At 29.5% G+C, this 23,131-nt stretch carries 14 protein-coding genes; 4 read left to right on the plus strand and 10 right to left on the minus strand.

From position 1 onward, the window contains the following. Window positions 1-6: 6 nt before the first annotated feature. Window positions 7-387, plus strand: a complete 381-nt coding sequence (locus tag BLT70_RS09255; protein WP_091893782.1) for a Rid family detoxifying hydrolase — start codon at window positions 7-9, stop codon at window positions 385-387. Here BLT70_RS09255 and BLT70_RS09260 read toward each other — a convergent pair. The 4 genes from BLT70_RS09260 to BLT70_RS09275 all read right to left on the minus strand — a co-directional run bounded on the left by BLT70_RS09260 (window position 380) and on the right by BLT70_RS09275 (window position 7,396). Next, window positions 380-742 (minus strand): methylglyoxal synthase, encoded by a 363-nt coding sequence (locus BLT70_RS09260; RefSeq protein ID WP_091893784.1) that lies wholly within the window; start codon window positions 740-742, stop codon window positions 380-382. The two genes, BLT70_RS09255 and BLT70_RS09260, sit on opposite strands and share 8 nt — an antisense overlap. A gap of 87 nt (window positions 743-829) precedes the next feature. Further along, window positions 830-1,831, minus strand: coding sequence for a type I glyceraldehyde-3-phosphate dehydrogenase (gene gap / locus BLT70_RS09265; RefSeq protein ID WP_091893786.1), 1,002 nt, complete (start codon window positions 1,829-1,831; stop codon window positions 830-832). Window positions 1,832-1,855: 24 nt separating this feature from the next. Continuing rightward, entirely contained in the window at window positions 1,856-2,839 is a 984-nt protein-coding gene (gene pfkA / locus BLT70_RS09270; protein WP_091893787.1) for a 6-phosphofructokinase, read from the minus strand. Window positions 2,840-3,010: 171 nt separating this feature from the next. Next, complete coding sequence (locus BLT70_RS09275; RefSeq protein WP_091893788.1) at window positions 3,011-7,396, minus strand: translocation/assembly module TamB domain-containing protein; 4,386 nt, start codon at window positions 7,394-7,396, stop codon at window positions 3,011-3,013. 236 nt (window positions 7,397-7,632) lie between these two features. On the opposite strand from BLT70_RS09275, the gene tsaD reads away from it, so the two are divergent. From tsaD to BLT70_RS09290, 3 genes are all read left to right on the plus strand, one after another. Then, window positions 7,633-8,658, plus strand: coding sequence for a tRNA (adenosine(37)-N6)-threonylcarbamoyltransferase complex transferase subunit TsaD (tsaD, locus tag BLT70_RS09280; protein WP_091893790.1), 1,026 nt, complete (start codon window positions 7,633-7,635; stop codon window positions 8,656-8,658). Between the two features lie 76 nt (window positions 8,659-8,734). Further along, window positions 8,735-10,591, plus strand: coding sequence for an LTA synthase family protein (locus BLT70_RS09285; protein ID WP_172824404.1), 1,857 nt, complete (start codon window positions 8,735-8,737; stop codon window positions 10,589-10,591). 93 nt (window positions 10,592-10,684) lie between these two features. Beyond that, window positions 10,685-11,689 carry a sugar kinase gene (locus BLT70_RS09290; RefSeq protein ID WP_091893792.1) on the plus strand — a complete coding sequence of 335 codons (1,005 nt, stop codon included), beginning with the start codon at window positions 10,685-10,687 and terminating at the stop codon, window positions 11,687-11,689. A gap of 219 nt (window positions 11,690-11,908) precedes the next feature. Here the strand turns inward: BLT70_RS09290 and BLT70_RS09295 are convergent, their stop codons facing one another. The 6 genes from BLT70_RS09295 to BLT70_RS09320 form a co-directional block, all read right to left on the minus strand. After that, window positions 11,909-14,032 (minus strand): glycoside hydrolase family 97 protein, encoded by a 2,124-nt coding sequence (locus BLT70_RS09295; protein ID WP_091893794.1) that lies wholly within the window; start codon window positions 14,030-14,032, stop codon window positions 11,909-11,911. 2 nt (window positions 14,033-14,034) lie between these two features. Then, window positions 14,035-15,684, minus strand: coding sequence for an alpha-amylase family glycosyl hydrolase (locus BLT70_RS09300; protein WP_091893796.1), 1,650 nt, complete (start codon window positions 15,682-15,684; stop codon window positions 14,035-14,037). An 11-nt stretch (window positions 15,685-15,695) separates the two neighbouring features. Then, window positions 15,696-17,576 carry an alpha-amylase family protein gene (locus tag BLT70_RS09305; RefSeq protein WP_091893798.1) on the minus strand — a complete coding sequence of 627 codons (1,881 nt, stop codon included), beginning with the start codon at window positions 17,574-17,576 and terminating at the stop codon, window positions 15,696-15,698. Between the two features lie 9 nt (window positions 17,577-17,585). Then, window positions 17,586-20,006 carry a TIM-barrel domain-containing protein gene (locus BLT70_RS09310; RefSeq protein ID WP_091893800.1) on the minus strand — a complete coding sequence of 807 codons (2,421 nt, stop codon included), beginning with the start codon at window positions 20,004-20,006 and terminating at the stop codon, window positions 17,586-17,588. Between the two features lie 123 nt (window positions 20,007-20,129). Continuing rightward, window positions 20,130-21,098, minus strand: coding sequence for an alpha/beta hydrolase (locus tag BLT70_RS09315; RefSeq protein WP_091893802.1), 969 nt, complete (start codon window positions 21,096-21,098; stop codon window positions 20,130-20,132). 82 nt (window positions 21,099-21,180) lie between these two features. Further along, window positions 21,181-23,115: a glycoside hydrolase family 13 protein gene (locus tag BLT70_RS09320; protein ID WP_091893804.1), complete on the minus strand. Its 1,935-nt coding sequence runs from the start codon at window positions 23,113-23,115 to the stop codon at window positions 21,181-21,183. Window positions 23,116-23,131 lie beyond the last annotated feature (16 nt).

Genomic DNA, 23,131 nt, shown 5'->3' on the forward strand with positions numbered 1-23,131 from the left:
ATAATAATGAAAAAAATAATAACAACTACGAAAGCACCTGCTCCTATTGGTCCCTATAATCAAGCAATTTTAAGCGGAAATACTTTATATACTTCTGGTCAAATTGCGATTAATCCAGAAACTGGTGAACTTGTTTTAGAATCTATTCAAGCAGAAACTACGCAAGTAATGAATAACATGAAAGAAGTTTTAGCTGCTGCAGACATGACTTTCGAAAATGTTATAAAAACATCTATTTTTATTTCTAATATGAATCAGTTTACTGAAATAAATAAAGTGTACGGTAGTTACTTTAATGAAGAAACTGCACCTGCAAGAGAAACTGTAGAAGTTGCAAATCTTCCAAAATTTGTGAATGTAGAAATTAGTATGATTGCTGTTAAATAGCTTTTATCAATAAATTTGCAGTTGCAGGATTAGTTGCTAAAGGAACATTGTGTACATCACAAATTCTAAGCAACATAATAATATCTGGTTCGTGAGGATGTTTAGCATGAGGATCTCTAAAAAATAAAACCATATTACATTTACCTTCTGCAACTCTAGCCGCAATTTGCGCATCACCACCAATTGGACCAGATAAAAATTTAGTTACTTTAAAACCTGCTTTTTCTGCTTTTGAACCTGTAGTTCCTGTAGAAACTAGTGTTATCTTTTTTTGAAGTAAAGCTTCTTTATTTTCATTTAAAAACTGAACCATTTCTGCTTTCATTCCATCATGTGCAATTATAGCTATTTCCATAATCTAAATTTAATTTTTATAAAAATAACTAAAAAAACCTGAAAGTAATTAAACTTTCAGGTTTATATTTATATAAAAAAATACGTACTATAAAGAAGCAGCATATTCGATTAAGTCAACAATTTTAGTTGAATAACCCATTTCGTTATCATACCAAGAAACAACTTTTACAAAGTTATCGTTTAATGCGATACCAGCTTTAGCATCAAAGATAGAAGTACGAGTATCACCAACAAAGTCTTGAGAAACTACCATATCTTCAGTATATCCTAAAACACCTTTCATTGTATCGCTTTCTGATGCAGCTTTCATTGCAGCACAAATTTCTGCGTATGTAGCTGGTTTTTCTAACTTAACAGTTAAATCTACAACAGAAACATCCATAGTAGGAACTCTAAAAGCCATACCAGTTAATTTACCGTTTAATGCAGGAATTACTTTTCCTACTGCTTTTGCAGCACCTGTAGAAGAAGGAATTACGTTACCAATTGCAGAACGTCCACCTCTCCAGTCTTTCATAGAAGGACCATCAACAGTTTTTTGAGTTGCAGTTGCAGCGTGTACAGTTGTCATTAAACCTTCTGAGATTCCCCAGTTATCGTTTAATACTTTTGCAATAGGAGATAAACAGTTAGTAGTACAAGATGCATTAGAAAAAATCTTTTGATCTGCTTTTAATTCTGTATTGTTAACACCCATTACAAACATTGGTGTATGATCTTTAGAAGGTGCAGATAATACTACTTTTTTAGCTCCTGCTTCTAAGTGTTTTCCTGCAGTTTCTTCTGTTAAGAAAAATCCTGTAGATTCAATTACATATTCAGCTCCAATTTCATCCCATTTTAAATCTGCTGGGTTTCTTTCTGCTGTAATTCTAATTTCGTTTCCGTTTACAACTAATTTACCATCTTTTACATCAACAGTACCATCAAATGCTCCGTGAACAGAATCATATTTTAACATGTAAGCTAAATAATCTACATCTAATAAATCATTAATTCCTACTACTTGTACATCTTTTCTATTTACTGTAGATCTGAATGCTAATCTTCCAATTCTACCAAATCCGTTAATTCCTATTTTTATCATCTTAATTTAATTTAATTTTTTTTATTATATAGACATTATGTCTGAAACTCTTATTAATTCTTTATTGATTTTTGATTGTCCTTTTATAGCTCTTTCTAAAGGCGTTACAGTAATTCTATCGCTTATTAAACCTACCATTAAATTAGATTTTCCTTTTAATAAACTTTCTACTGCTTTCACACCCATTCTACTTGCTAAAACTCTATCAAAACAAGAAGGTGAACCACCTCTTTGCATGTGACCAAGAACAGAAACTCGAACATCATATTCTGGTAAATGCTCATTTACGTAGTCTTTTAATTCAAAGACATTTTTACCTGTTTTATCTCCTTCAGCAACAATTACGATACTAGAAGATTTACCCGTTTGCTTACTTCTATTTAGAGACTCTAACAAACGCTCTAAACCTAAATCTTCTTCAGGAATTAAAATTTCTTCTGCTCCTGCACCAATACCAACGTTTAAAGCAATATGACCAACATCTCTACCCATTACTTCAATAAAAAACAATCTATTGTGTGATGATGCAGTATCTCTAATTTTATCAATTACTTCTACTGCGTTATTTAAAGCTGTATCATAACCTAAAGTATGAGATGTACCAGCGATATCATTATCTATAGTTCCTGGAATTCCCATAACAGGGAAACCAAATTCTTGATTAAAAAGTAAAGCTCCTGTAAAACTACCATCTCCACCAATAACTACTAAAGCATCTATGTTTGCTTTTTTTAATTGATCGTATGCAGTTTGTCTTCCTTCTTTAGTTCTAAAACCCTTAGACCTTGCAGACTTTAAAAAAGTTCCACCTTTATTAATAATTCCTTTTACACTACGCGCATCTAGTTCAATAAAATCACCTTCGATCATACCTTCATAACCTCTATAAATACCTGCACATTCAATTTTGTTAAAAGCACAAGTTCTTACTACAGCCCTAATTGCGGCGTTCATTCCTGGAGAATCTCCTCCCGAAGTCATTACTCCTATTTTTTTGATTTTTTCCATATTTTAATGATACAAATTTACTGCTTTTTAATGGTTTAAAATAAAATAATTACGAAATCGTTTTAGAGTAAAACCCTTATTTTTAAAAGGAAAATTAACTCTTTTTCTTGAAAACGTTTTCGGTTTTTCACTTCTTTAAATTTTAAAAAATAATATCTAAATTTCAATTCATTAATTCCCTTCAAAGTTAATAAATTCAGTCTTTTTTATTTTTAAAGTATCTTTTTTTATTATCTTTTTACTTTCTTTTTTTAATTTTTTATTTAAACGTGATCTTGAAAATAAATTTGACAATGTATTAAAATTTACTTGATACGACAATCCTACTCCTTGTGTATAGCCTTCTTCTTCTGTAGAATATTGAATTTCGTTTTGACGATTAAAAATAGTACCTCTTAAATTACCTTGTTTATTTAATAAAATTTCTACTTTTACTTCGCCAATAACACTAGATTCTGATTGTGTACCAACAGGAACACCAACTTTACCGTTAATAATTACCCTATCACTTACTTGTGTACTTACAGATAAATCTACTTGATTATCTATATTTAACGCTTCTATATCATTACCACTATCTCCTTGTTGATAATCTACACCTAATTGAAACTTACTATCGGGACTGTTTAATAAACTAGAAAAAGCTGCCGAAATTGCACTTGTAGCTGTATTTGTAAGTGTGTTATTTACATCAAAATTTGCTTTATCAGGGTTTCTAAATGTACCAAATGCTAATAAAGAGATAAATTGTGTTGTTTTTTCATTAATATTATTATCGTTTAAAACAAACTCTAACTCACTTGCAATTGTTGGATCTACATTTGTTAATTGAATGTCTAATTCTTGCTTAGAACTAAATAATCCTCCTGTAATTCTAGTTACTAAATCTATTTCTTCTTTTCTACTAGAACTAAAATTTTCTAATAAAACTGCAGGATTTGCTTTTGCTTTATAAATAGCAGTAACATCTAAATTTGCATCATAAGGGCTTCCGCTCCAAGAAACTGTACCTCCTTTTTGAATTAAAAAAGGCTTACTAATAAAACCTCCGTATTTAAAATCATACACACCATTATCAATAGTATAATCTCCAAACATATCAAATTTACCTCGAGTATTAATTCTAATTTGAAGATTTCCAGCACCTCTTCCTGTTAATTGACTTCCAGAAGTTTCATCAATAACAACTTGTGCTTCGGCATCTTTTGTAACTTCAATATCGATATTTAAAGACAATCCTTTAATAGCTTCTTGCGCTAATTTTCTTTGCCTATCTTCTAACTTTGTTTCATCAGATTTAAAATGAATTAACTTAAAATTATCTACTGTTACAATGTCTTTTAACGGAACAACAAATTTAGTTCCTGCTTTCGTTTTTGCATTTACTTCAATTGTAAGTTGATCTGTTAAACCATAAATAATTGCATTTCCATCCATAAAAGCAGTTCCATAATAAACAGCTTCTTCTGTATTTTTAGTGTCTAAAACTACCAAATTTCTGGTATCTATTTCTAAATCTAAAAACCATTTATCAAAATTTTGATGAGAAATATTACCTAATAATTTTCCTCTGGTTTTATATTTTGTATCTAACAACTTAATATCATCCAAAATAAATGATTGTTGCAATAATGAAATGGTTGATTCACCTTCAAAATCATAATCAACATTTAAATAAGGAATTCTTAAACCTGCATTTTTAAGGTATAAAGTTCCGTCCATATCTGGATTTCCTAAAAAGCCAGATAAATAAAAATTACCAGAAATACTACCTCTTAAAGATGATATTACATCTTGCCCTAAAGGACTAAAAGCATCTAAAACATAATCTTCTAAAAAGACCTCTAGATCTATAATTGGTCTTAAATTAGAAAAATCTACAGAACCAATTGCTGCAATACTTTTTACTTTTTCATTATCAATTGATAAATCTACATTGTATTTTTTGTAAGAATTATCTCCTTTAATATTTATGGCTAAATCTCCTTGTTTAAACTTATTAACTTGAAAATCTTTAATAACAAGTACGGCTTCTGGGCTATATACATTCCCTTTTTGCACAAAATCTAAATTACCAGAAACTCTACCTTTTAGAGATAAACTATCTATTTCTGGCATAAAACTTTGTAATTTAACTTTTGTAAAATCAGCTAATAAAACTTTTTCAGAATCTCCACTTAAATTTCCATTAAAGTTAATTTTTTGAGATCCAGAAACCAATTCAAACTGACTAAAATTAAATTCATCATTTTTTAAATCGAAGGTAATTTTATCTGTATTGGTTTCATTAGGGTTAATATCCCAAGCTGTATCTTTAAAAACAAAAGTTGATTTTTCGAAACCAAGTACAGATTTTGATGCTTCATTTATAGTATAGTAAAAATCTAAATTAAAATTTTCATTTTTATTAACACCTCCATTAAATTCTGATTTAAAAAAAAGTGTATCATTTTGAGTTAAATTCAATAAGTTTAACTTGGAAATATTGTAATATTTAGTATTAACTTCGGATGCTGTAATATGAGAATTGTATAACGGATTTTGGTTATCTGTACGCAATAAAATATCTTTTAATTCGTTACCATACGCATCAATTCTTAGTGATGAAAGCGTAAGTTTTAATAAATTTTTAGTAGACTCTATTTTCCCTTTAATTTTGGTATTATCATCAATAGAAATTTCTGGAAAGAACACATTTACAATTTGATTATAAACAGTAAAATTGAAATCTAAAAACTGATTAGGCGTTACTTTATAAGGTTTGTAATTGGTGTAAATACTACCCAACGCATTTTGGGCAACTTTAGAAACTTCAGAAAAAATAAATTTACCTGTTAAATAACCATTTGCAATATCTTTAGATTCTACATCAATTCTTTTAATACTATCTTTTACAGAAGATAAAACTTTAAACTCTTCGAAACGAAATTCTTGTTTTTGATTGGTATAAAAAACATCTTTAAAAATTGCTTCTCCAACAATATCATCAAAAGTATTTCCTTCAATATCAAGCTCTATAATTCCTTTTAATAAAGCGATACTATCTCTTACAAATAGGTTGGTTTTTTTTAAATTTAAATAGGCAATATTTGTCTTAAAATCAAACTTTCTAACTTCGGATGACAAATCTGCCAAACCATTAAAATTCATTTTAAAATTTTCATCAGATATCGTAATATCACCATCAAATTTATTATTTTGATATTGCCCATTGGCTACTATATTTTTATACGGATATCCCTTAAATTCAATTTTAGAAACAGAACCATTAAAAGCAGTATTAATATTATCTAACTTAAAGCCACTACCTTTTACTTTACCTTTTAAAGAAACTGTACCAAATAAAGGATCATTAAAAAAAGTACCAATATTAAATTCATTTAACTGAATTACCCCCTCATAACCAGCATAATCTATATTATCAATATTGGTAATTTGCAAATCGGAAATTGCAGAACCTATTTGAGAATTAACGTCAATTTCTGCCTGTATTTGATCTGGAGTTACCCTAACATACCCCTTTAAAGCAAACTCGCCCAATTTATGAAATTCTGAAGGTAAATTATTTCCTAAAACGTTTGGCAAAATATTTTTTAACTCCTGATATGTAGCTGTTAAATTCTTTAAATTTCCTTCAAAAACAAAACCTCTTTCTTGACTTACAGTATTTACAAAAGTTAAATCTCCTATAACTTTTATACCTTCTCTAGAGTAAAGTTTTAAATTTTTTAAGTCAAAAATATTAATAGTTCCATCAAAATTTCCACTAAAATCTAGAATGTCATTTCCGCTTAATTCATTATAAAAATTCTTAACATCTTGAATTGCAACTTTACTTTCATTAAATTTTGCTTTAATTTTTACCTTATCATTAAAGTTTACTAAATCTTTTCGATCGTAATTAAAATCAATATCAGCTTTAATACTTGTATTTTTAGTTTCTAAAGTAGTTTTTCTAAAATGCATTGCAGTTCTAGAATAAGAAAAATCTGTTGTTAAATTACTTACTTCTAAACCATTTTTATCAACAAAATATAAACCTCTAATATTTGATGAAAAATCTGGACCAACTATAGATAATTTTTGTAGATTTCCACCAACATTTTTAACGGCATAACTTATAGAATCTAAATTATTGGCATTAATTAATGTAAAATTTAAATCATTTACATATACATTAGATGTTCTTAAAATAAACGGATTTAGAGAATCTGATGGTTTACCGCTATCAAAAGCATCAATAAAAATAGACATATTATCACTTTCTTCTCCTTTGTAGGTTTTCATAATAAAATCTACACCATCTAAAGAAACATTTTTTAAATTAACCTCATTATCTAAAATTCTTTTAGCATTTAAAATTGATGTAGTTACATTTTTAGCAAAAATTAAAGTGTCTTTATGATGATCTCTAATTTGAACGCCTTTTAATTTTACACTTCCTAAAAGAGAAAAATCGACTTTTTCAATACTTAAGTTCGTACCAAAATCTTCGTTAATTGTATTTGTTACATAACTACCTAATTTAGTTTGCAAAGCAGGTATAGAAAGCAACATACTTATCAACAGTAAAAAGAGCACAAAGTACCCAAACCATTTTACTATTTTTTTTCCTACTTTTTTGATGGTATTTGTATTTAAAGTTGCTATAAAGCCTTGTTAATTTTAATCAAAAATGTTGCCATTCATTACAAAGAACGTGCAAATTTAGCAAAGAATTAAATATCTATTCTTAAAAAAATAAGGCATCCTTAAAATTATCCTTAATTTTGCTAAAATTTAACTTTCTTTTAATGAATAAACCTGTTTATATTTTAGGAATTGAATCTTCTTGTGATGATACAAGCGCTTCTGTTATTTGCAATGCAAAAGTATTAAGTAACGTTGTAGCAAACCAAGAGGTACACTCTAAATATGGCGGAGTTGTGCCAGAATTAGCATCGAGAGCCCATCAACAAAATATTGTACCAGTTGTGCAACAAGCTTTAGAACAAGCAAACATTACTAAAAAACAATTATCTGCAATAGCATTTACAAAAGGTCCTGGTTTAATGGGTTCTTTATTGGTTGGCACTTCTTTTGCAAAATCGTTGGCGTTGGGTTTACAAATTCCGTTAATTGATGTAAACCACATGCAAGCACATATTTTAGCACATTTTATTGATGATGACAAAAGTAAAAATCCAACATTTCCTTTTATTTGTTTAACCATAAGTGGCGGGCATACACAAATTGTAAAAGTTTCTAATTATTTTGATATGGAAATTTTAGGCGAAACTATTGATGATGCAGTTGGTGAAGCTTATGATAAATCTGCTAAAATTTTAGGTTTACCCTATCCTGGTGGTCCTTTAATTGATAAATATGCACAATTAGGAAATGAAAAAGCGTTTAAATTTACCAAACCAAAAGTAGGCGATTTAGAGTTTAGTTTTAGCGGATTAAAAACAGGAATTTTATATTTTATTCAGAAACAAGTAAGAATAAACCCAAACTTTATTCAAGAAAACTTAAATGATATTTGTGCGTCAATTCAATTTACAATCGCAGAAATTTTGATGGACAAATTAAAAAAAGCGGTAAATTTAACTGACATTAAACAAATTGCAATTGCGGGCGGAGTTTCTGCAAATTCAGAAATAAGAAAAAGATTACAATTGGCAGAAAAACATTTTGGTTGGACAACTTATGTTCCTAAATTTGAATATACAACAGATAACGCCGCAATGATTGCTATTTCTGGATATTTAAAATATTTAAATAATAATTATGCCGATGTTTCTGTAACTGCAAAAGCACGTTTAAAAGTTACAGAATAAACATATTTAGCTTTTATCACAAATAATTTTGTTAAAAATTGAATCAAATATAAACTATCAAAAAGATTTTAATTCAGTGAAATATTTTAAAAACAGATTATTATTTAACGTTTATTACTTTCTCTTTTGGATTGTCTATTTCATTTTTGCTCGTATATTTTTTCTTGCATATTATTTTGATAAAACACAAGAACTTGATACGAATACCATTCTAAAAACATTTTTATATGGCATACAATTAGATATTTCATTTTCTGCTTATCTTTCTTTTATTCCTTTTTTACTGATTATTTTTTCAACTTTTATCAACCCAAAAATCATTATAAAATTTATAAAATATTATACAATTACTGTACTTATTTTTATCAATTTAATGCTAATGATTGACGCTGGTTTGTATCAAGCTTGGGGAGTTCGCTTAGATACTTCGCTGTTACCTTATCTTAATACACCACAATTAATGATTTCATCAGCGTCTACACTGCAGTTGGTTTTAGGAGTCTTAGCTTGGTGTATTATTACATATGTTTTTATAAAAATTTACAACAAAATACATCAGAAAAATAATGAAAAACTCAATTTTGGAAGTTGGTTAGAAATCCCAGTATTTTTATTGATTACAGCCGCTTTAATAATTCCCGTAAGAGGTGGTTTTCAAACAATACCAGTAAATCAGAGTAATGTTTATTTTTCTGATAACATGTATGCAAATCATGCATCTGTTAATTTTATTTGGAACTTTTTTAACACACTAACTCATGAAACTAATGGTAAAAATCCTTACAAATATTTTGATGATGAAACGGCTATAAAAATCATTAACAAAGCAAAAAACAAACTTTTACTTGCCGATACAGATTCAATTTTAAATACTTCGAGACCTAATGTTATTTTAATTCTTTGGGAAAGTCTAACTGCAAAAGTTGTAGGTTCTTTAGAAGGTGAACCAACGGTAACGCCTAATTTAAACAAACTGTCTAAAGAAGGTCTTTTATTTACCAATTTTTATGCAAACGGAGACAGAACAGACAAAGGAATTCCTGCTATTTTAAGCGGTTATTATCCGATGCCAGTTAAAAGAATTATGCGTATGCCAAATAAAACAAGAAGTTTACCAATGTTACCACATAAAATGATAGATTTAGGTTACAAAACTTCATTTTATTATGGTGGTGATTTAAATTTTGGGAATATGAATACTTATTTACGAAACGCAGGAATTACAGATTTTATTGATGGAAGTGAGTTTGACAAAAAAGACTGGAATTCTAAATGGGGAGCTTACGACGATGTTTTTATGAAACGTTTTGCAAAAGATTTATCAACCAAACAAAAAGAACCTTTTTTTAAAATTGCACTTACGCTAACGAGTCATGAACCTTATGAAATAAAAGGCAAATATGTTTTTGGTAATGATACAGAAGATAATAAGTTTAGAAGTGCGCACCATTATACAGATCAAGTAATTGGCGATTTTATTGCCTTTGCAAAGCAACAAGATTGGTATAAAAATACATTAATTGTAATTATGGCAGATCATGGACACGCATCTCCAAAACACGAAGGACCATATTCTTCCCCTAAAAAATTTAAAATTCCTATGTTGTGGTTAGGCGGTGCTGTAAATAAAAATATCAAAGAAATTAATACAATTGCTAGTCAAGTAGATTTTCCTTTTACGTTGTTAGATTTATTAAAAGCAGACAACAAAGACTTTATTTTTAGCAAAAATATTTTTAATTCTTCGGATGATCAATTTGCTCATTATACGTTTAACAAAGGATTTGGAACACTTACAAAGAATGGTCTTTTTCTATATGACTACACAAGTAAAAAACCAATCTTAGAAACAGGAACAAACACTAAAAAATTAGATTCTTTAGGAAAAGCAATTACGCAAAACACATATACTGATTTTTTAAACAGGAAATAATTTAATTTGTTTCTAAACTTAAAAAAAGATAACTTAGCTATCTATGTTTATAGTTTTAAAATATTTAAACATATAACTCTATAAAATAAAAATATGCCTAAAAAATTAGTAACATTTGGTGAAGTTATGATGCGTTTATCGCCTCCTGGATATTCTATGTTTTCACAAGCAACTTCTTTCGAACTCGTTTATGGTGGTGGTGAAGCCAATGTAGCAATTTCTTGTGGCTATCTTGGTATGAAAGCAGCACATTTTACACGATTTCCAGACAATGCTCTTGGTAAAGCAGCAACTCAATTTTTACGTAAACATTGGTTAAGCACAGAACATATTGTTTATGGAGATAATATGCTAGGTAAATATTTTTTAGAAAAAGGCGCTTCATACAGGTCTAGCGAAGTAATTTATGAAAGAGAAGGTTCAGCATTTTCTTTAATAAAACCTTCAATGGTTAATTGGGAAAAAGTTCTTACAGGAGCAGATTGGTTTCATTGGACAGGGATTACACCTGCCATTTCTGATGGAGCAGCAATGTGTTGTTTAGAAGCCATTAAAACAGCTAATAAAATGGGTATAAAAGTTTCTGGTGATATAAATTCTAGAAACAATATGTGGAAATATGGAAAAACTATGCAAGAAGTTATGCCTCAATTAGTTGAAAATTGCGATATTGTAATTAGCAGCACACGAGGTATTTATGAAATGTTTGGCTTAGGAAAGTTAGGTGGGAAATTTAAAGTTTCAGCAAAAGAATTAATGGAAAAATTTCCTAGAATACAAAAAGTTGTAGGTAAAAACAGAACATCTATAAGTGCTTCTCATCAGCAAATATTAGGTAAAATGTGGAACGGAAAAAAGTATATTAAAACCGAAACATTAGATATTACACATGTTATTGATCGAGTTGGAACAGGTGATGCTTTTGCTTCTGGTTTAATTTATGGCTTATTACATTATGATAATGATGTTCAAGCTTTAAATTTCGCAGCTGCTGCTTGCGCTCTTAAACACACAGTTCCTGGAGATGTAAATATGGTTTCTATGGAAGATGTAGTTAGCTTAATGGAAGGAAATACTTCTGGCTCCATAAAAAGATAATTATTATTATAAAAATTTAAATTAATTGAAAATCCCAAGCTAAAACTTGGGATTTTTTAATATTAAAAAAGAATTGATTAAAACCTCATCAAAAGAAAAAGTTTTATGCTGTATTTACTTTTTTTTTGAATTCAACTTTTTTGTTTTAAATTCATCTTTATATAATTTTTCTAGTTCTTACGTAAAGTGTATTTTCAAATTTATTGATTATTTAAAGTATCAATTATTCCATTTCTTTTTAACACTAATAGCTAAACCACCACCTTCAGCTAAATGTACTTTTAATTTAGATTTCTTCGTTATCCTTAAAGTTTCAAATTCAATATCTAAAGGATTCTCGTTAAAATGTGCTGATTTTCCATCTTTATAAACTTTTGCTTCATAAGTTGTATTATCATCCAAAAAACTAAAATCAACTTCTAAATCTCTTGCATTTTCATCAGTAATACTTCCTAAAAACCAATTATTAGTTTTACGTTCTTTTCTAGCAATGGTAACATAATCACCAACTTCGCCATTTAAAACCTTGGTTTCAGACCAATCTACACCAACATCTTTAATAAACTCTAAAGGTTTTGGGTTTGCCTCATAATGTTCTACCAAATCTGCAGCCATTTGCACAGGACTGTAAATAACCACATACAAAGCCAATTGATGCGCCAAAGTTGTATTTACTTGATTGTCTTTTTTATATTCATCAAATTTGATATTAAATATTCCTGGTGTAAAATCTATTGGACCAGCCAACATTCTTGTAAAAGCAACAATTGATAAATGTTCTGGAGGATTTCCTCCATCTGGAGACCAAGCATTAAACTCTTGCCCTCGTAAACCTTCTCTAGAAATGATATTAGGATATGTTCTTCGTAAACCAGTAGCTTTAATAGGTTCATGAGCATTTACAGCCACCTGATATTTTGCTGCTTTGATAGCTGCATTATTATATTGATTTACCATATATTGACCATGATGAAACTCCCCTTTTGGCAAAATTTTACCCACATAACCAGATTTTACTGCGTGCATTCCGTATTTCTGCATTAAAGCATAAGCAGCATCTTGTTGTTTTTCATAGGTTTCTGTAGCTGCAGAAGTTTCGTGATGCATAATAATTTCTACACCTTTTTCTTTTGCATACGCAGTAACTTCTTCTAAATTGTAATCGGGATAAGGAGTTACAAAATCGAAAACTCCTTCTCTATCATCAAAACCAATCCAACGTTCCCAACCTGTATTCCAACCTTCTACTAAAACACCACCAATATTATTTTTTGCAGAAAAATCGATAAATCGTTTTACATTTTCTGTAGTTGCTCCGTGTTTTCCGTGCGACTTTCCTGTGTCTGTCCATTTTCCATCAACCATTTCCATTCCATAATCCCAAGAAGATTTACCCAAATGCATTTCCCACCAAACACCTGTATATTTCATTGGTGTAAACCAAGAAACATCACCTAATTTATTGGGTTCGTTCAAGTTTAGGATCAACTTAGATGCAATTAAATCTGGAGCATTATCTGTAATTTGAATCGTTCTCCAAGGAGTTTTAAAAGGCAAAGTTCTTTTTACTTTATAGTCAGTATTATTAGAACCAACTAAACTACTTTTAAAGCTTAGTTTATCTGTATCAACTTTTAAAGTCATACCAGAATAATCTACCAAAGCAGCTTCGTGAAAACTTAAATGAATTCCATTTTTACCTACCAAAGTTACAGGTGTATTTACTGCATTTTCTGGAATATTAGTTTGTGCTAAAGCTGAATTTACTTTATAATTTCTAGTATCAATTTCTGATAATTTTGTAGTACTATACAAATGTTCATAAATATCCCAATCACCAGGAATCCAGAAAGTTTTGTAATCTTCTGTTAAATTGAATTCGGTATTTTCTTCGGATATTAAAACTTCTTTTAAATTATCTTGTTCAGGAAATTCATATCGAAAACCAACTCCATCATTATGAACACGAAAAACAATATTCAGTTTTCGCTTTAAATCGGTTTTTTCTTGCAAAGCAATGCTAACTTCATTGTAATGATTTTCTACATTTAGTTGCTCTCCCCAAGGCATTTCCCAAATTTCATCAACTTCTTTTGGTTTTTTAACTTGTGCAATAAATCCTTTGTGTAAAGGAGCTGTATTTGTAAACTCAAAACCAACATAAGAAGTATCAATCACATTCTTTTCTTTATAATTTATGGTATAAAAAAACTCGCCTTTTTCTGATAAATGAAATTTTACTGCAATGTTTTGATCTGGTGATGCAATCTCTGAAGAAGGAACATCACAAGAAACAAAAGTGATTACAAAAAGCAGTAAAAAGCTATAAATACAATTCTTCATAATTATTTCAATTCTAATAAAACAATATCAAACTCAGAATTTACAGTTACTTTTCCATCAACAACATTTACTTCTTGATTCGAATAAAAGTCATTTAAAACAGCTCCATTTTCAAAAACTGAGGCTACATCTATTTCCTTTTTCCCTTTTGATAAATTAATACCTGCAACAATTTTATCAGCATTTCGAATTCTAGAAAAAACCAATCCATTTTCATCAGAAATTAACTGATGTTTTCCTGCACCAACTGCTGTATGATTTACTCTAAACTGACCTAATTTTTGCCAGTGTTTCATTATTTTTTGAGTTTCTACATCAGTATTAATGGCATCCCAATTCATAAAAGAACGCAAAGTTGCATCACCAACAGTGCCTTCAATAATTAAAGGTCTTGCAGATTCATCACCATAATAAACTTGCGCAGTTCCTGGTGTTAAAAACAACATTGTGGCTGTTTTGAATGGCATTTTTCTTTCTTTATCAAAAGGTTGACCATCATCGTGAGAAGTCATATAATTTAAAACTCCATAGCCTTTTAAATCATTTTGCAAAATGCTATCGTATTTTTCAAAAACAGCTTCTTCAGCCATTTGTTTTGCATTCCATTTTATTTCAAAATTGATTAAACTATTAAACGCTTTATCAAAATAATTGACTGTTTTATTACCAAAATCAAAAGCTTTTCCGTGAGAAATAGCATAATTATAAACTTCACCAACTAAATAAAAATCATCGTTATCAACTACTTTTTCAGCATTATTTTTCTTGTACTCTGCAAATGCAAAATCGCATTCTTGTTTAAACTCTTGCCAAACAAACTCTTCTGTATGTTTTACAGTATCAACTCTATAACCATCAATTCCGAATTCTGTAATATAATCTGTTAACCATTTCATTATGTAAAAACGTGGTGCTCTAGGGTGCCCAGTTCTTGCAAAAAAATCATCTAATTCTTTAAATTCTTGCTCATATCTACCTTCAGCTTTCCATTTTTCAATTAATTGAGGTGGCAATGCAACATTTTCATTACTTTCAGTTTTAATATCTGGTAAGTTTTTTACCAACGTACATGTAATGGTATTTTCGTAATTGTTATAGGCACATTGTGGACCAGTTCTTACCCAATCACTTGGCCAAACAGGATCTTTATCAGTTACAGGACCTGTATGATTAATTACAGCATCTAACAAAATACGAATTCCGTTTTTGTGTGCAACAGCTACCAATTCTTTTAAATCTTCTTTGGTTCCAAAATTCGGATCAATTTTAGTCCAATCTTTTGTCCAATAACCATGAAAACCATAAGAATTACCTGTACCCTCGTCTGTAGAACCGTGAATTTGTTCTACAATTGGAGTCATCCAAATGGCATTAATTCCTAAATCTGTAAAATACCCTTCTTTAATTTTTTGTGTAATTCCTTTAAGATCTCCACCTTCAAAACCACGTAATTTTCCAGTTTCTTTAGTTCTACCAAAATTAACATCGTTAGTGGTATCACCATTATTAAAACGATCTGTTAACAAGAAATAGATGTTGGCTGCTTCCCAAACAAATTCTTTTGTTTCCATTTTTACAATAGTTTTTGTTGACGATTTTTCTTGACAACTAATTAAAACCATTAAACTGATGATAAAGATGATATTTTTCATAATTATGTTTTTTAATTATTTTTTAACTTTAAAATAAAAGAATGCAATGGTTTTACATCTACTCTAACTGTAGCCTTATTATTTTTTACTTTTAAGGTTGATGTATATGTTTGATACAATTGATCTTCTAACTGATATTCACCCTCTTTTAAATTCCATTTTTCAATGATGTTTTGTGGTAAACCTAACTCAAATCCGTAGGTGTTTTCTGCATTAAAATTAGCAACGATAATCAATTTTTCACCACCTTTATAACGTACAAAAGAAACAACTTTATCATTGTACCACTCTGTGTTGTATCTGTTATGATGATGAATATCTTCATACTCGCCCATTAAAGCATCACTCTGAATTGTAAAGTTTAATAAACGCTTGTAAAAATCTCTTAAAGCCAATTCTTCTTTGGTAGATTGGCCACCATCAAATTGCTTATTGTTTACCCATCTTTGCAAAGTTGGTACGCCAATATAATCAAAAATTGAAGTTCTTGAAGGCGTTCCAAACCCTGCATTTTCAGAACCATCTTCTCCAAATTCTTGTCCAAAATAAACCATTGTAGGTGCAGTAGAAATGGTTGTAGAAACTACCATTGCTGGTTTACCTTTTAAAGCATTACCTGCAAATTCTGGACTTGCAATTCTTTGTTCATCGTGATTTTCTAAGAAATGCAACATATTGTGTTCAATATCTTTTAAATCATCTTGAATTTTAGCAATATTATCTGTAGAACCACGACCTTGCATTATGTTTTTTATGGTATCATACAACTGAACTTTGTCGTATAAATAATCCATTTTTCCTTTTTTGATATAATCTCTGTACAAATGTGGTTGATAAACTTCTGCCAATAAAAACGCATCCGAATTTTTCATTTTGATGGAAGAATTCATAAAACTCCAAAACTCAACAGGCACCATTTCTGCCATATCAAAACGAAAACCATCTACTCCTTTATCTAACCAATACAATGCAATATCTCTAAATTTAATCCAAGAATCTGGTATTTTTTTATCTTGCCAAAATTCAAAATGTTTTTTGTAATCTTCATTTTCAAAACTTTGTGGTAACTCAGCAAAATCTTTTTTTCCTTCTGGTGAAATTCCGTAATTTACTTTTACAGTTTCGTACCAATCGTAAAAATTTGGTTTAACTGAACGAGACCCATTTCCTGTCCATTTTGATGGGTTTTCATCAAACATTCCATCAGACAAAGGATGATTCTCTCCACCCAAAGGTTTGTAATTATTTAAAAAATCTGGAACTTGAAATTCTTTATTCGGATTGTAATAAAAGTTATTATCAACATCATAAACCACAGATGTATCATCGTCTGCACCAAAATCTACAACGCCTTCTGGATTAGAAACACTTTTATAATTTCTAGCAACGTGATTTGGTACAATATCAATAATTACTTTCAATCCATTTTTATGAGAACGTGCTATTAAGGCCTCAAATTCTTCTAATCTGTTTTCTACATTTACAGCCAAATCCGGATTTACATTGTAATAATCTTTAACAGCATAAGGACTTCCTGCTCTACCTTTTACCACATCTGGATCATCATTAGAAATCCCAAATTCTGTATAATCACGAATTACATCATGATGAGGAACACCTGTATACCAAATGTGTGTTACCCCTAAATCTTTAATTTCTGATAAGGCTTTGTCTGTAAAATCGTTAAACTTACCAACGCCATTTTCTTCAATAGTTCCCCAAGGTTTATTTGTGGTATTTGTATTCCCAAACAAACGCGTAAAAACCTGATAAACAACTGCTTTTTTCTTTACACTAGGATTTTTCATTTTCTTTTCTGATACTTTTTCTGATGTACAACCAATTATGATTGATAAAATTACAGCTAACGAATAAGGGTGTATTTTCTTCATAATTGATATTTATTTTAATGATATTTTAATTTTTAATTCTTTTTTGGGATTCCATTTTAACGGAATTGTAAGTGTATTTTCTTTAGATGAAATTCGAACTCTTTTACCATCAACTTTTATCTTTTTAGGATTGTATTTAATGTTATGAATAATTAGTTTGATTTCTTTTTCTGAAACTTTCCAATTTTTACCAAATTCTGCTTCAAAATCAATCTCTAAATATCTTTTTTCGAATTCTGCTTCAAATTCTAAAATTTCAAATTTATCTTTTTCAAAAGCATTTGCTGTTACCCCATCATCATTATAATAAGTTCTTTCAGAATTTTCTTTTTTATCTAAATAATAATGTAATTCTAATTGATCTGCTTTATAATTATCTGTAGATTCTACTAACTCACTCATCAAAATAAAAGAACCTCCTCTTACATAAGTTGGAATTGCTTTTTCTTTAACTTTAACCGTTTTTATCTGACCACCTTCAATTTTTTCTTCATTGTAATAAAAATTAAACCAATTTGCATTTTTTGGAAAGTAAATTTCTTTTGTTTTTACAGCTTCTTTTAAAATTGGTGTAATTAAAAAATCTTTTCCCCATAAATAAGTTGTTGAATTTGTCATCAAATTAGCATCATCTTCTTCAAAGAAAATAGGACGCATTAATGGCATTCCTTTTTGATTGTTTTCAAAAGCCAAATTGTAATTGTAAGGCAACATTTTATAACGCAACTCTATGGCTTTTTTTGCATATTTTTTAGCATAATCACTTCTAAAAACGGGTTCACTTGCCACATCTTCTTGTGCGTGAGGCCTAAAAATTGGTTGAAAAACACCATATTGCAACCAACGTACATATAAATTATCATCTAAATTTGCGCCTGCAAATCCGCCTAAATCTGAGTGCATATATCCCAAACCTTGCATACCCATTTGTAAGGCAATTTCTGGTTGAGACTGCAAACCACCCCAAGTTCTGTTTACATCTCCAGACCAAGGAATCATTCCAAATCGTTGCGAACCAGCAGCTCCTGCACGCATTAAAATAAAAGGTCTTTCAGTTGGATATTCTTTTTGATAACCTTCAAAAATTAATCGTGCCCAATCATGACCATACAAATTATGAATTTCATCTGCTTTTTTATCACTAAAATTCACCCAAGAAGGCAATACTTCTGGTTCTCCTAAATCTCCCCAAAGTCCTTTTGCACCAAAATTTAAAATTTCTTTATAAATGTTCCAAAACCAATTTTTACCTTCTTTTTTGTATATATTTACAATTCCAGTATTTCCAAAATAGAAATCGTATTTGGCAGGATTATTTACAGAATCTGTTGCTAAAACTTGCTTTTCTGCTGCTTCCTTCCATTTTTTAGAATTTGATAGAATAAATGGTTCTGTAATTAAAATGGTTTTAACTCCTTTGTCTTTTAATCTAGAAATCATCCCTTTCATATCTGGGAAAGAATCTTTGTCTACTTCTAAATTACCCATAGTTCCTTGTACTGTTTTTCCAAACCAATACAAGTCTAAGATAATCGCATCAACAGGTATATTTTCTTCTTGAAACTTATCAATGGTTGCTTCTGTTTCTTGTTGAGAATGATATCCAAATCTACTTGAAAAATTACCTAAAGTCCATCTTGGAGGCAAAGGTTGTTTCCCTGTTAAATTGGTATAATTTTCAATTAAATCTTGCCAAGAATCACCAACGATAACTTGATAGGTTTTACGTCCAGAAATCGTTTCGTAAGTTAACGAATTGTCTTTTTTACTGTCTAAATCTAAATATCCAATTGGAGCATTATCAAAATGAATCATATATTTTTTTGATGAAATTACTAACGGAATTGTAAAATTCATCAACTCAGATTTCGTTTCATATCCATAATGTGCTCTATTGTACAAAGGCAATCTGTAACCTCTTCTATTCATTCCTAAAGCTCTTGCTCCTGTTCCATATAAAACCTCATCATTGGTTAAATTGAATTCGATTTTTTCAGTTTTATCATATTCAATATTTCCTTTTACCAAATCTAAAGGAATGTGTTTGGATTTGTAATACCCTTGTTTTTCTGATGTTACAATTTCCCCTTTAAATTGATACGTTATTTGAAAAGGTTTGTGAGTGATATGGACTGAAATTCCATTCGTAGAAAAAACACTTTCTTTTTTTGAAATAACAGAAATCATTTCAACTTTTTCAGCCTCTAAAACAACTGCGTGAGAACTATTTAAAAACTCTTCTCCTTTTGGAATAAATGAAGTTTCAACAATTTTATCAGAATAAAATTTTAAAAGGTATTTACCATCATTTACATTAATTTCTAATCCGTTTTCGGTTTGCTTTACATCTTTAAAAATTCTATTTGAATTTTGAGCAAAAGAAATTTGTGTTATAAAAAGTAGGAAAAAAATTATTTTAAAATTCTTCATATTTAGTTATTATATAAGTTTTAGATAAAATTCTGATGAAAAATCGGAATCATTCTAACTGACAAATTGTTATAGTTTATATCTTAAAGGTTTAAAAAACTTTTGAATGCTCGTTTTTCCTAATTATTTTTTCAACAAAAAAGTTAACGGAATATCAATTCTATTTTGCCAAGAAATTTCTGAATGATCTGTTCCTTCAAAAAATAAGTTTTTGAAATTTGCTTCAGAATAATCATTATTTAAGAAAATAGAATCCACTTTTGGTGCATATTCCGGATAATATTGATCTAAAGTTTTGTTACCATAATCAAAATAGATTTTATGCGTTTTTGCATCAGGAACATTCTGTTCTAAATAGGTAAATATCGATTTTGGTAATGGATTATTTTCTACTGGTTGCGCGCCAACCCAATGTGTAGAAATACAAGCAGCACCTTCAAAAACGTCTGGATATTGAGAAATGGCATACATAGACATTAAACCGCCCATAGAAGATCCTGCCACAAACGTGTTTTCTTTATTGGTGTAAACTGAATAGGTTTTGTCTATGTATGGTTTTAAATCTTCGACTAAAAATTTTAGATATTCGTCACCTGTTAAATCTTCTGAAGTTACATCATTATTCGAAAAACTTTTTACTCTTTCAACCTCTTCTTTAGTTAAAAAATTCATTGCTTTTTCGGGATATAAATCTAACCATCTAATTGCAGGAATATTATGAATACCAACTACAATAAAATCTTTGGTTACTCCGTCTTTCATTAATTTTGAAGCCACCTCATCAATTTTCCATTCTTGTTTGTTCCAAGTGGTAGTTTCATCAAACAACATTTGACCATCGTGCATATATAAAACAGCATATTTTTTTTCTGATGAATAGCCTTCTGGCAACCAAACATCTACTGGTCTTGGAGTTATGTATTTAGTTGGAAAAGAATCTATTCTAATTAATTTTCCAGCAAATAAATTGACCGAATCTAAAACTACAGCAGTAATTTTTGGTTTTTGAATTTCTTCTTTTACCTTTTCTTGCTTAGCTTGTTTGCAAGAAAATAACAACACAATTGAAAATAATATTGATAGATATTTCATAATTATTAATTTTTAAAACTGTTCTCGATACAATTTCGAAGAAAAATCGAAATCACTCGAACTGACAATACTGAAAATTTAATTAAAATTTTGTCGTTAAAATTACGCTTCCTTTTTCTGATAGTTGAATAGCATCTTTCCATAAAAACGCTTCACCTGTAATTATATTTTTTAAAGTTTTACCTTCTAAACCAACTTCTTTATAACGTTTTAAATCAATAGTAATTGGTTTTTCATTTTTGTTGATGATATGCACTACAGTTTCATCATTTTTAGTTCTGAATAAGAAATATGTATTCATAAATGGTGCAAAATGAATTGTTTTTCCTTCTTGAATTGCCTTACTATTTTTACGATAATTTAAAACTTTACTTACAAAATTTTGCATCGATTTTTGATCATCAGTTAAACCTAAACCCGTAAAAGCATTTATTTTATCGCCTTTAAATCCACCAGGAAAATCTGTTCTAATCAATCCATGGTCTCCAGGATTTGCAGTATCATTCATTAAAATTTCTGTTCCGTAATAAATTTGCGGAATTCTAGGTAACATTAACATATAACCCAACGCCATTTTTGCTTTAACAACATCTTCTTCTAAAGCTGTAAACATTCTATTTTCATCATGATTATCAAGGAAAATCATAATATCTTCTGGAGTAGCATAATGGAAATCATTTGCTAAACCTTCGTATAACTTTACCAAACCTTTATCCCAAGATTCTTCTTCGTTAATTCCCTCAATAATTGCTTTTTGCATTGGGAAATCCATTGTAGATTTTAAATTAGATTGATATCCATCTTTGTTTTTAGCACCTTTTTGCCAGTAACCTACTAATAAAGGATTGTAACTCCATTCTTCACCAACAATTGAAAAATTTGGATATTCTTCCATAATAGCACCTGCCCAATTTGCCATAAAATCTTTGTCTGGATAAGGATAAGTGTCTTGTCTAATTCCGCCTAAACCTAAAGTTTCTATCCACCAAATTGAATTCTGAATTATGTAATTCGCCATAAAGGGATTTCTTTGATTTAAATCTGGCATTGTAGATACAAACCAACCTTCATTATTTCCTTTTCTATCGCTTTCTGACGCGTATAAATCTTGATTTGTTGTTCTTCTATGATTTGAATTGATATTGGTTTCGTTGTTCCAATTTTTAATATTCTCTTCGTAATTTTTTTGATGATTTACCCAATCTTCAAAAGGTAAATCCTTCATCCACCAGTGTTCTAAACCACAATGATTTGCAACCTGATCCATAATTAATTTCATTCCTTTTTCTCTTAATTTATCAGCTAAATTTTTATAGTCAGATAAATTTCCAAAACGAGGATCTACTTTATAATAATCTGTAATTGCATAACCATGATACGAACCCTGGTACATATTATTTTCTAAAACAGGAGTTGGCCAAACTGTTGTAAAACCTAAATCTGAAATGTAATCTATTCCTTTGATAATTCCTTGTAAATCGCCTCCATGACGTTTGTACCCATTAGTTCTATCAATAGTAGTTTCGTTTAAGTTTTGGTTGATGTCATTGCTATCATCAGCATTTGTAAAACGATCTGGAGTAATTAAATAAATAGCATCTGTACTGTTAAAACCTTCATATTCATCTGCAGTTTTTTGTCTTTGTTTTAACTCGTAAGTGTGTTTTTTTGTGGTTTGATCATCAAAAGTAAAAGTGATGTCAAATTTTCCTGATTTTGTAGTTGCATCAATATCTAAATCAAGAAATAAATAATTATTGCTTTTTGCTTGGTTTACTTTTTTAATAGTAACTCCTGGGTAAGAAATTGATGGTTTAGATTGCCCAATATTTTCTTCTTTTACTAATAACTGGAGTGAAGTATTTTTCATATTTACCCACCAGTGAAGAGGTTCTACTCTTTCTAAAAAAGTGTTAGAAACTGAAACTTCAGAAACATCTTTTTTGGTTTCTGTATTGTTACAGGAAATAAAAATGATTACTGATAAGACTAAAAAAATGTTTCTGAAATGTTTCATAATTTCTTTTAAATAT

The sequence above is a fragment of the Polaribacter sp. KT25b genome, from assembly GCF_900105145.1.
Taxonomy (GTDB): Bacteria; Bacteroidota; Bacteroidia; order Flavobacteriales; family Flavobacteriaceae; genus Polaribacter.

Bases quoted from the DNA above. Each gene is read 5' to 3' on its own strand.
- gap (WP_091893786.1), bottom strand. From the start codon at position 1,831: ATGATAAAAATAGGAATTAACGGATTTGGTAGAATTGGAAGATTAGCA.
- BLT70_RS09260 (WP_091893784.1), bottom strand. From the start codon at position 742: ATGGAAATAGCTATAATTGCACATGATGGAATGAAAGCAGAAATGGTT.
- BLT70_RS09295 (WP_091893794.1), bottom strand. From the start codon at position 14,032: ATGAAGAATTGTATTTATAGCTTTTTACTGCTTTTTGTAATCACTTTT.
- BLT70_RS09315 (WP_091893802.1), bottom strand. From the start codon at position 21,098: ATGAAATATCTATCAATATTATTTTCAATTGTGTTGTTATTTTCTTGC.
- pfkA (WP_091893787.1), bottom strand. From the start codon at position 2,839: ATGGAAAAAATCAAAAAAATAGGAGTAATGACTTCGGGAGGAGATTCT.
- BLT70_RS09255 (WP_091893782.1), top strand. From the start codon at position 7: ATGAAAAAAATAATAACAACTACGAAAGCACCTGCTCCTATTGGTCCC.
- BLT70_RS09310 (WP_091893800.1), bottom strand. From the start codon at position 20,006: ATGAAGAATTTTAAAATAATTTTTTTCCTACTTTTTATAACACAAATT.
- BLT70_RS09320 (WP_091893804.1), bottom strand. From the start codon at position 23,115: ATGAAACATTTCAGAAACATTTTTTTAGTCTTATCAGTAATCATTTTT.
- BLT70_RS09275 (WP_091893788.1), bottom strand. From the start codon at position 7,396: ATGTTGCTTTCTATACCTGCTTTGCAAACTAAATTAGGTAGTTATGTA.
- BLT70_RS09300 (WP_091893796.1), bottom strand. From the start codon at position 15,684: ATGAAAAATATCATCTTTATCATCAGTTTAATGGTTTTAATTAGTTGT.
- BLT70_RS09305 (WP_091893798.1), bottom strand. From the start codon at position 17,576: ATGAAGAAAATACACCCTTATTCGTTAGCTGTAATTTTATCAATCATA.
- BLT70_RS09290 (WP_091893792.1), top strand. From the start codon at position 10,685: ATGCCTAAAAAATTAGTAACATTTGGTGAAGTTATGATGCGTTTATCG.
- tsaD (WP_091893790.1), top strand. From the start codon at position 7,633: ATGAATAAACCTGTTTATATTTTAGGAATTGAATCTTCTTGTGATGAT.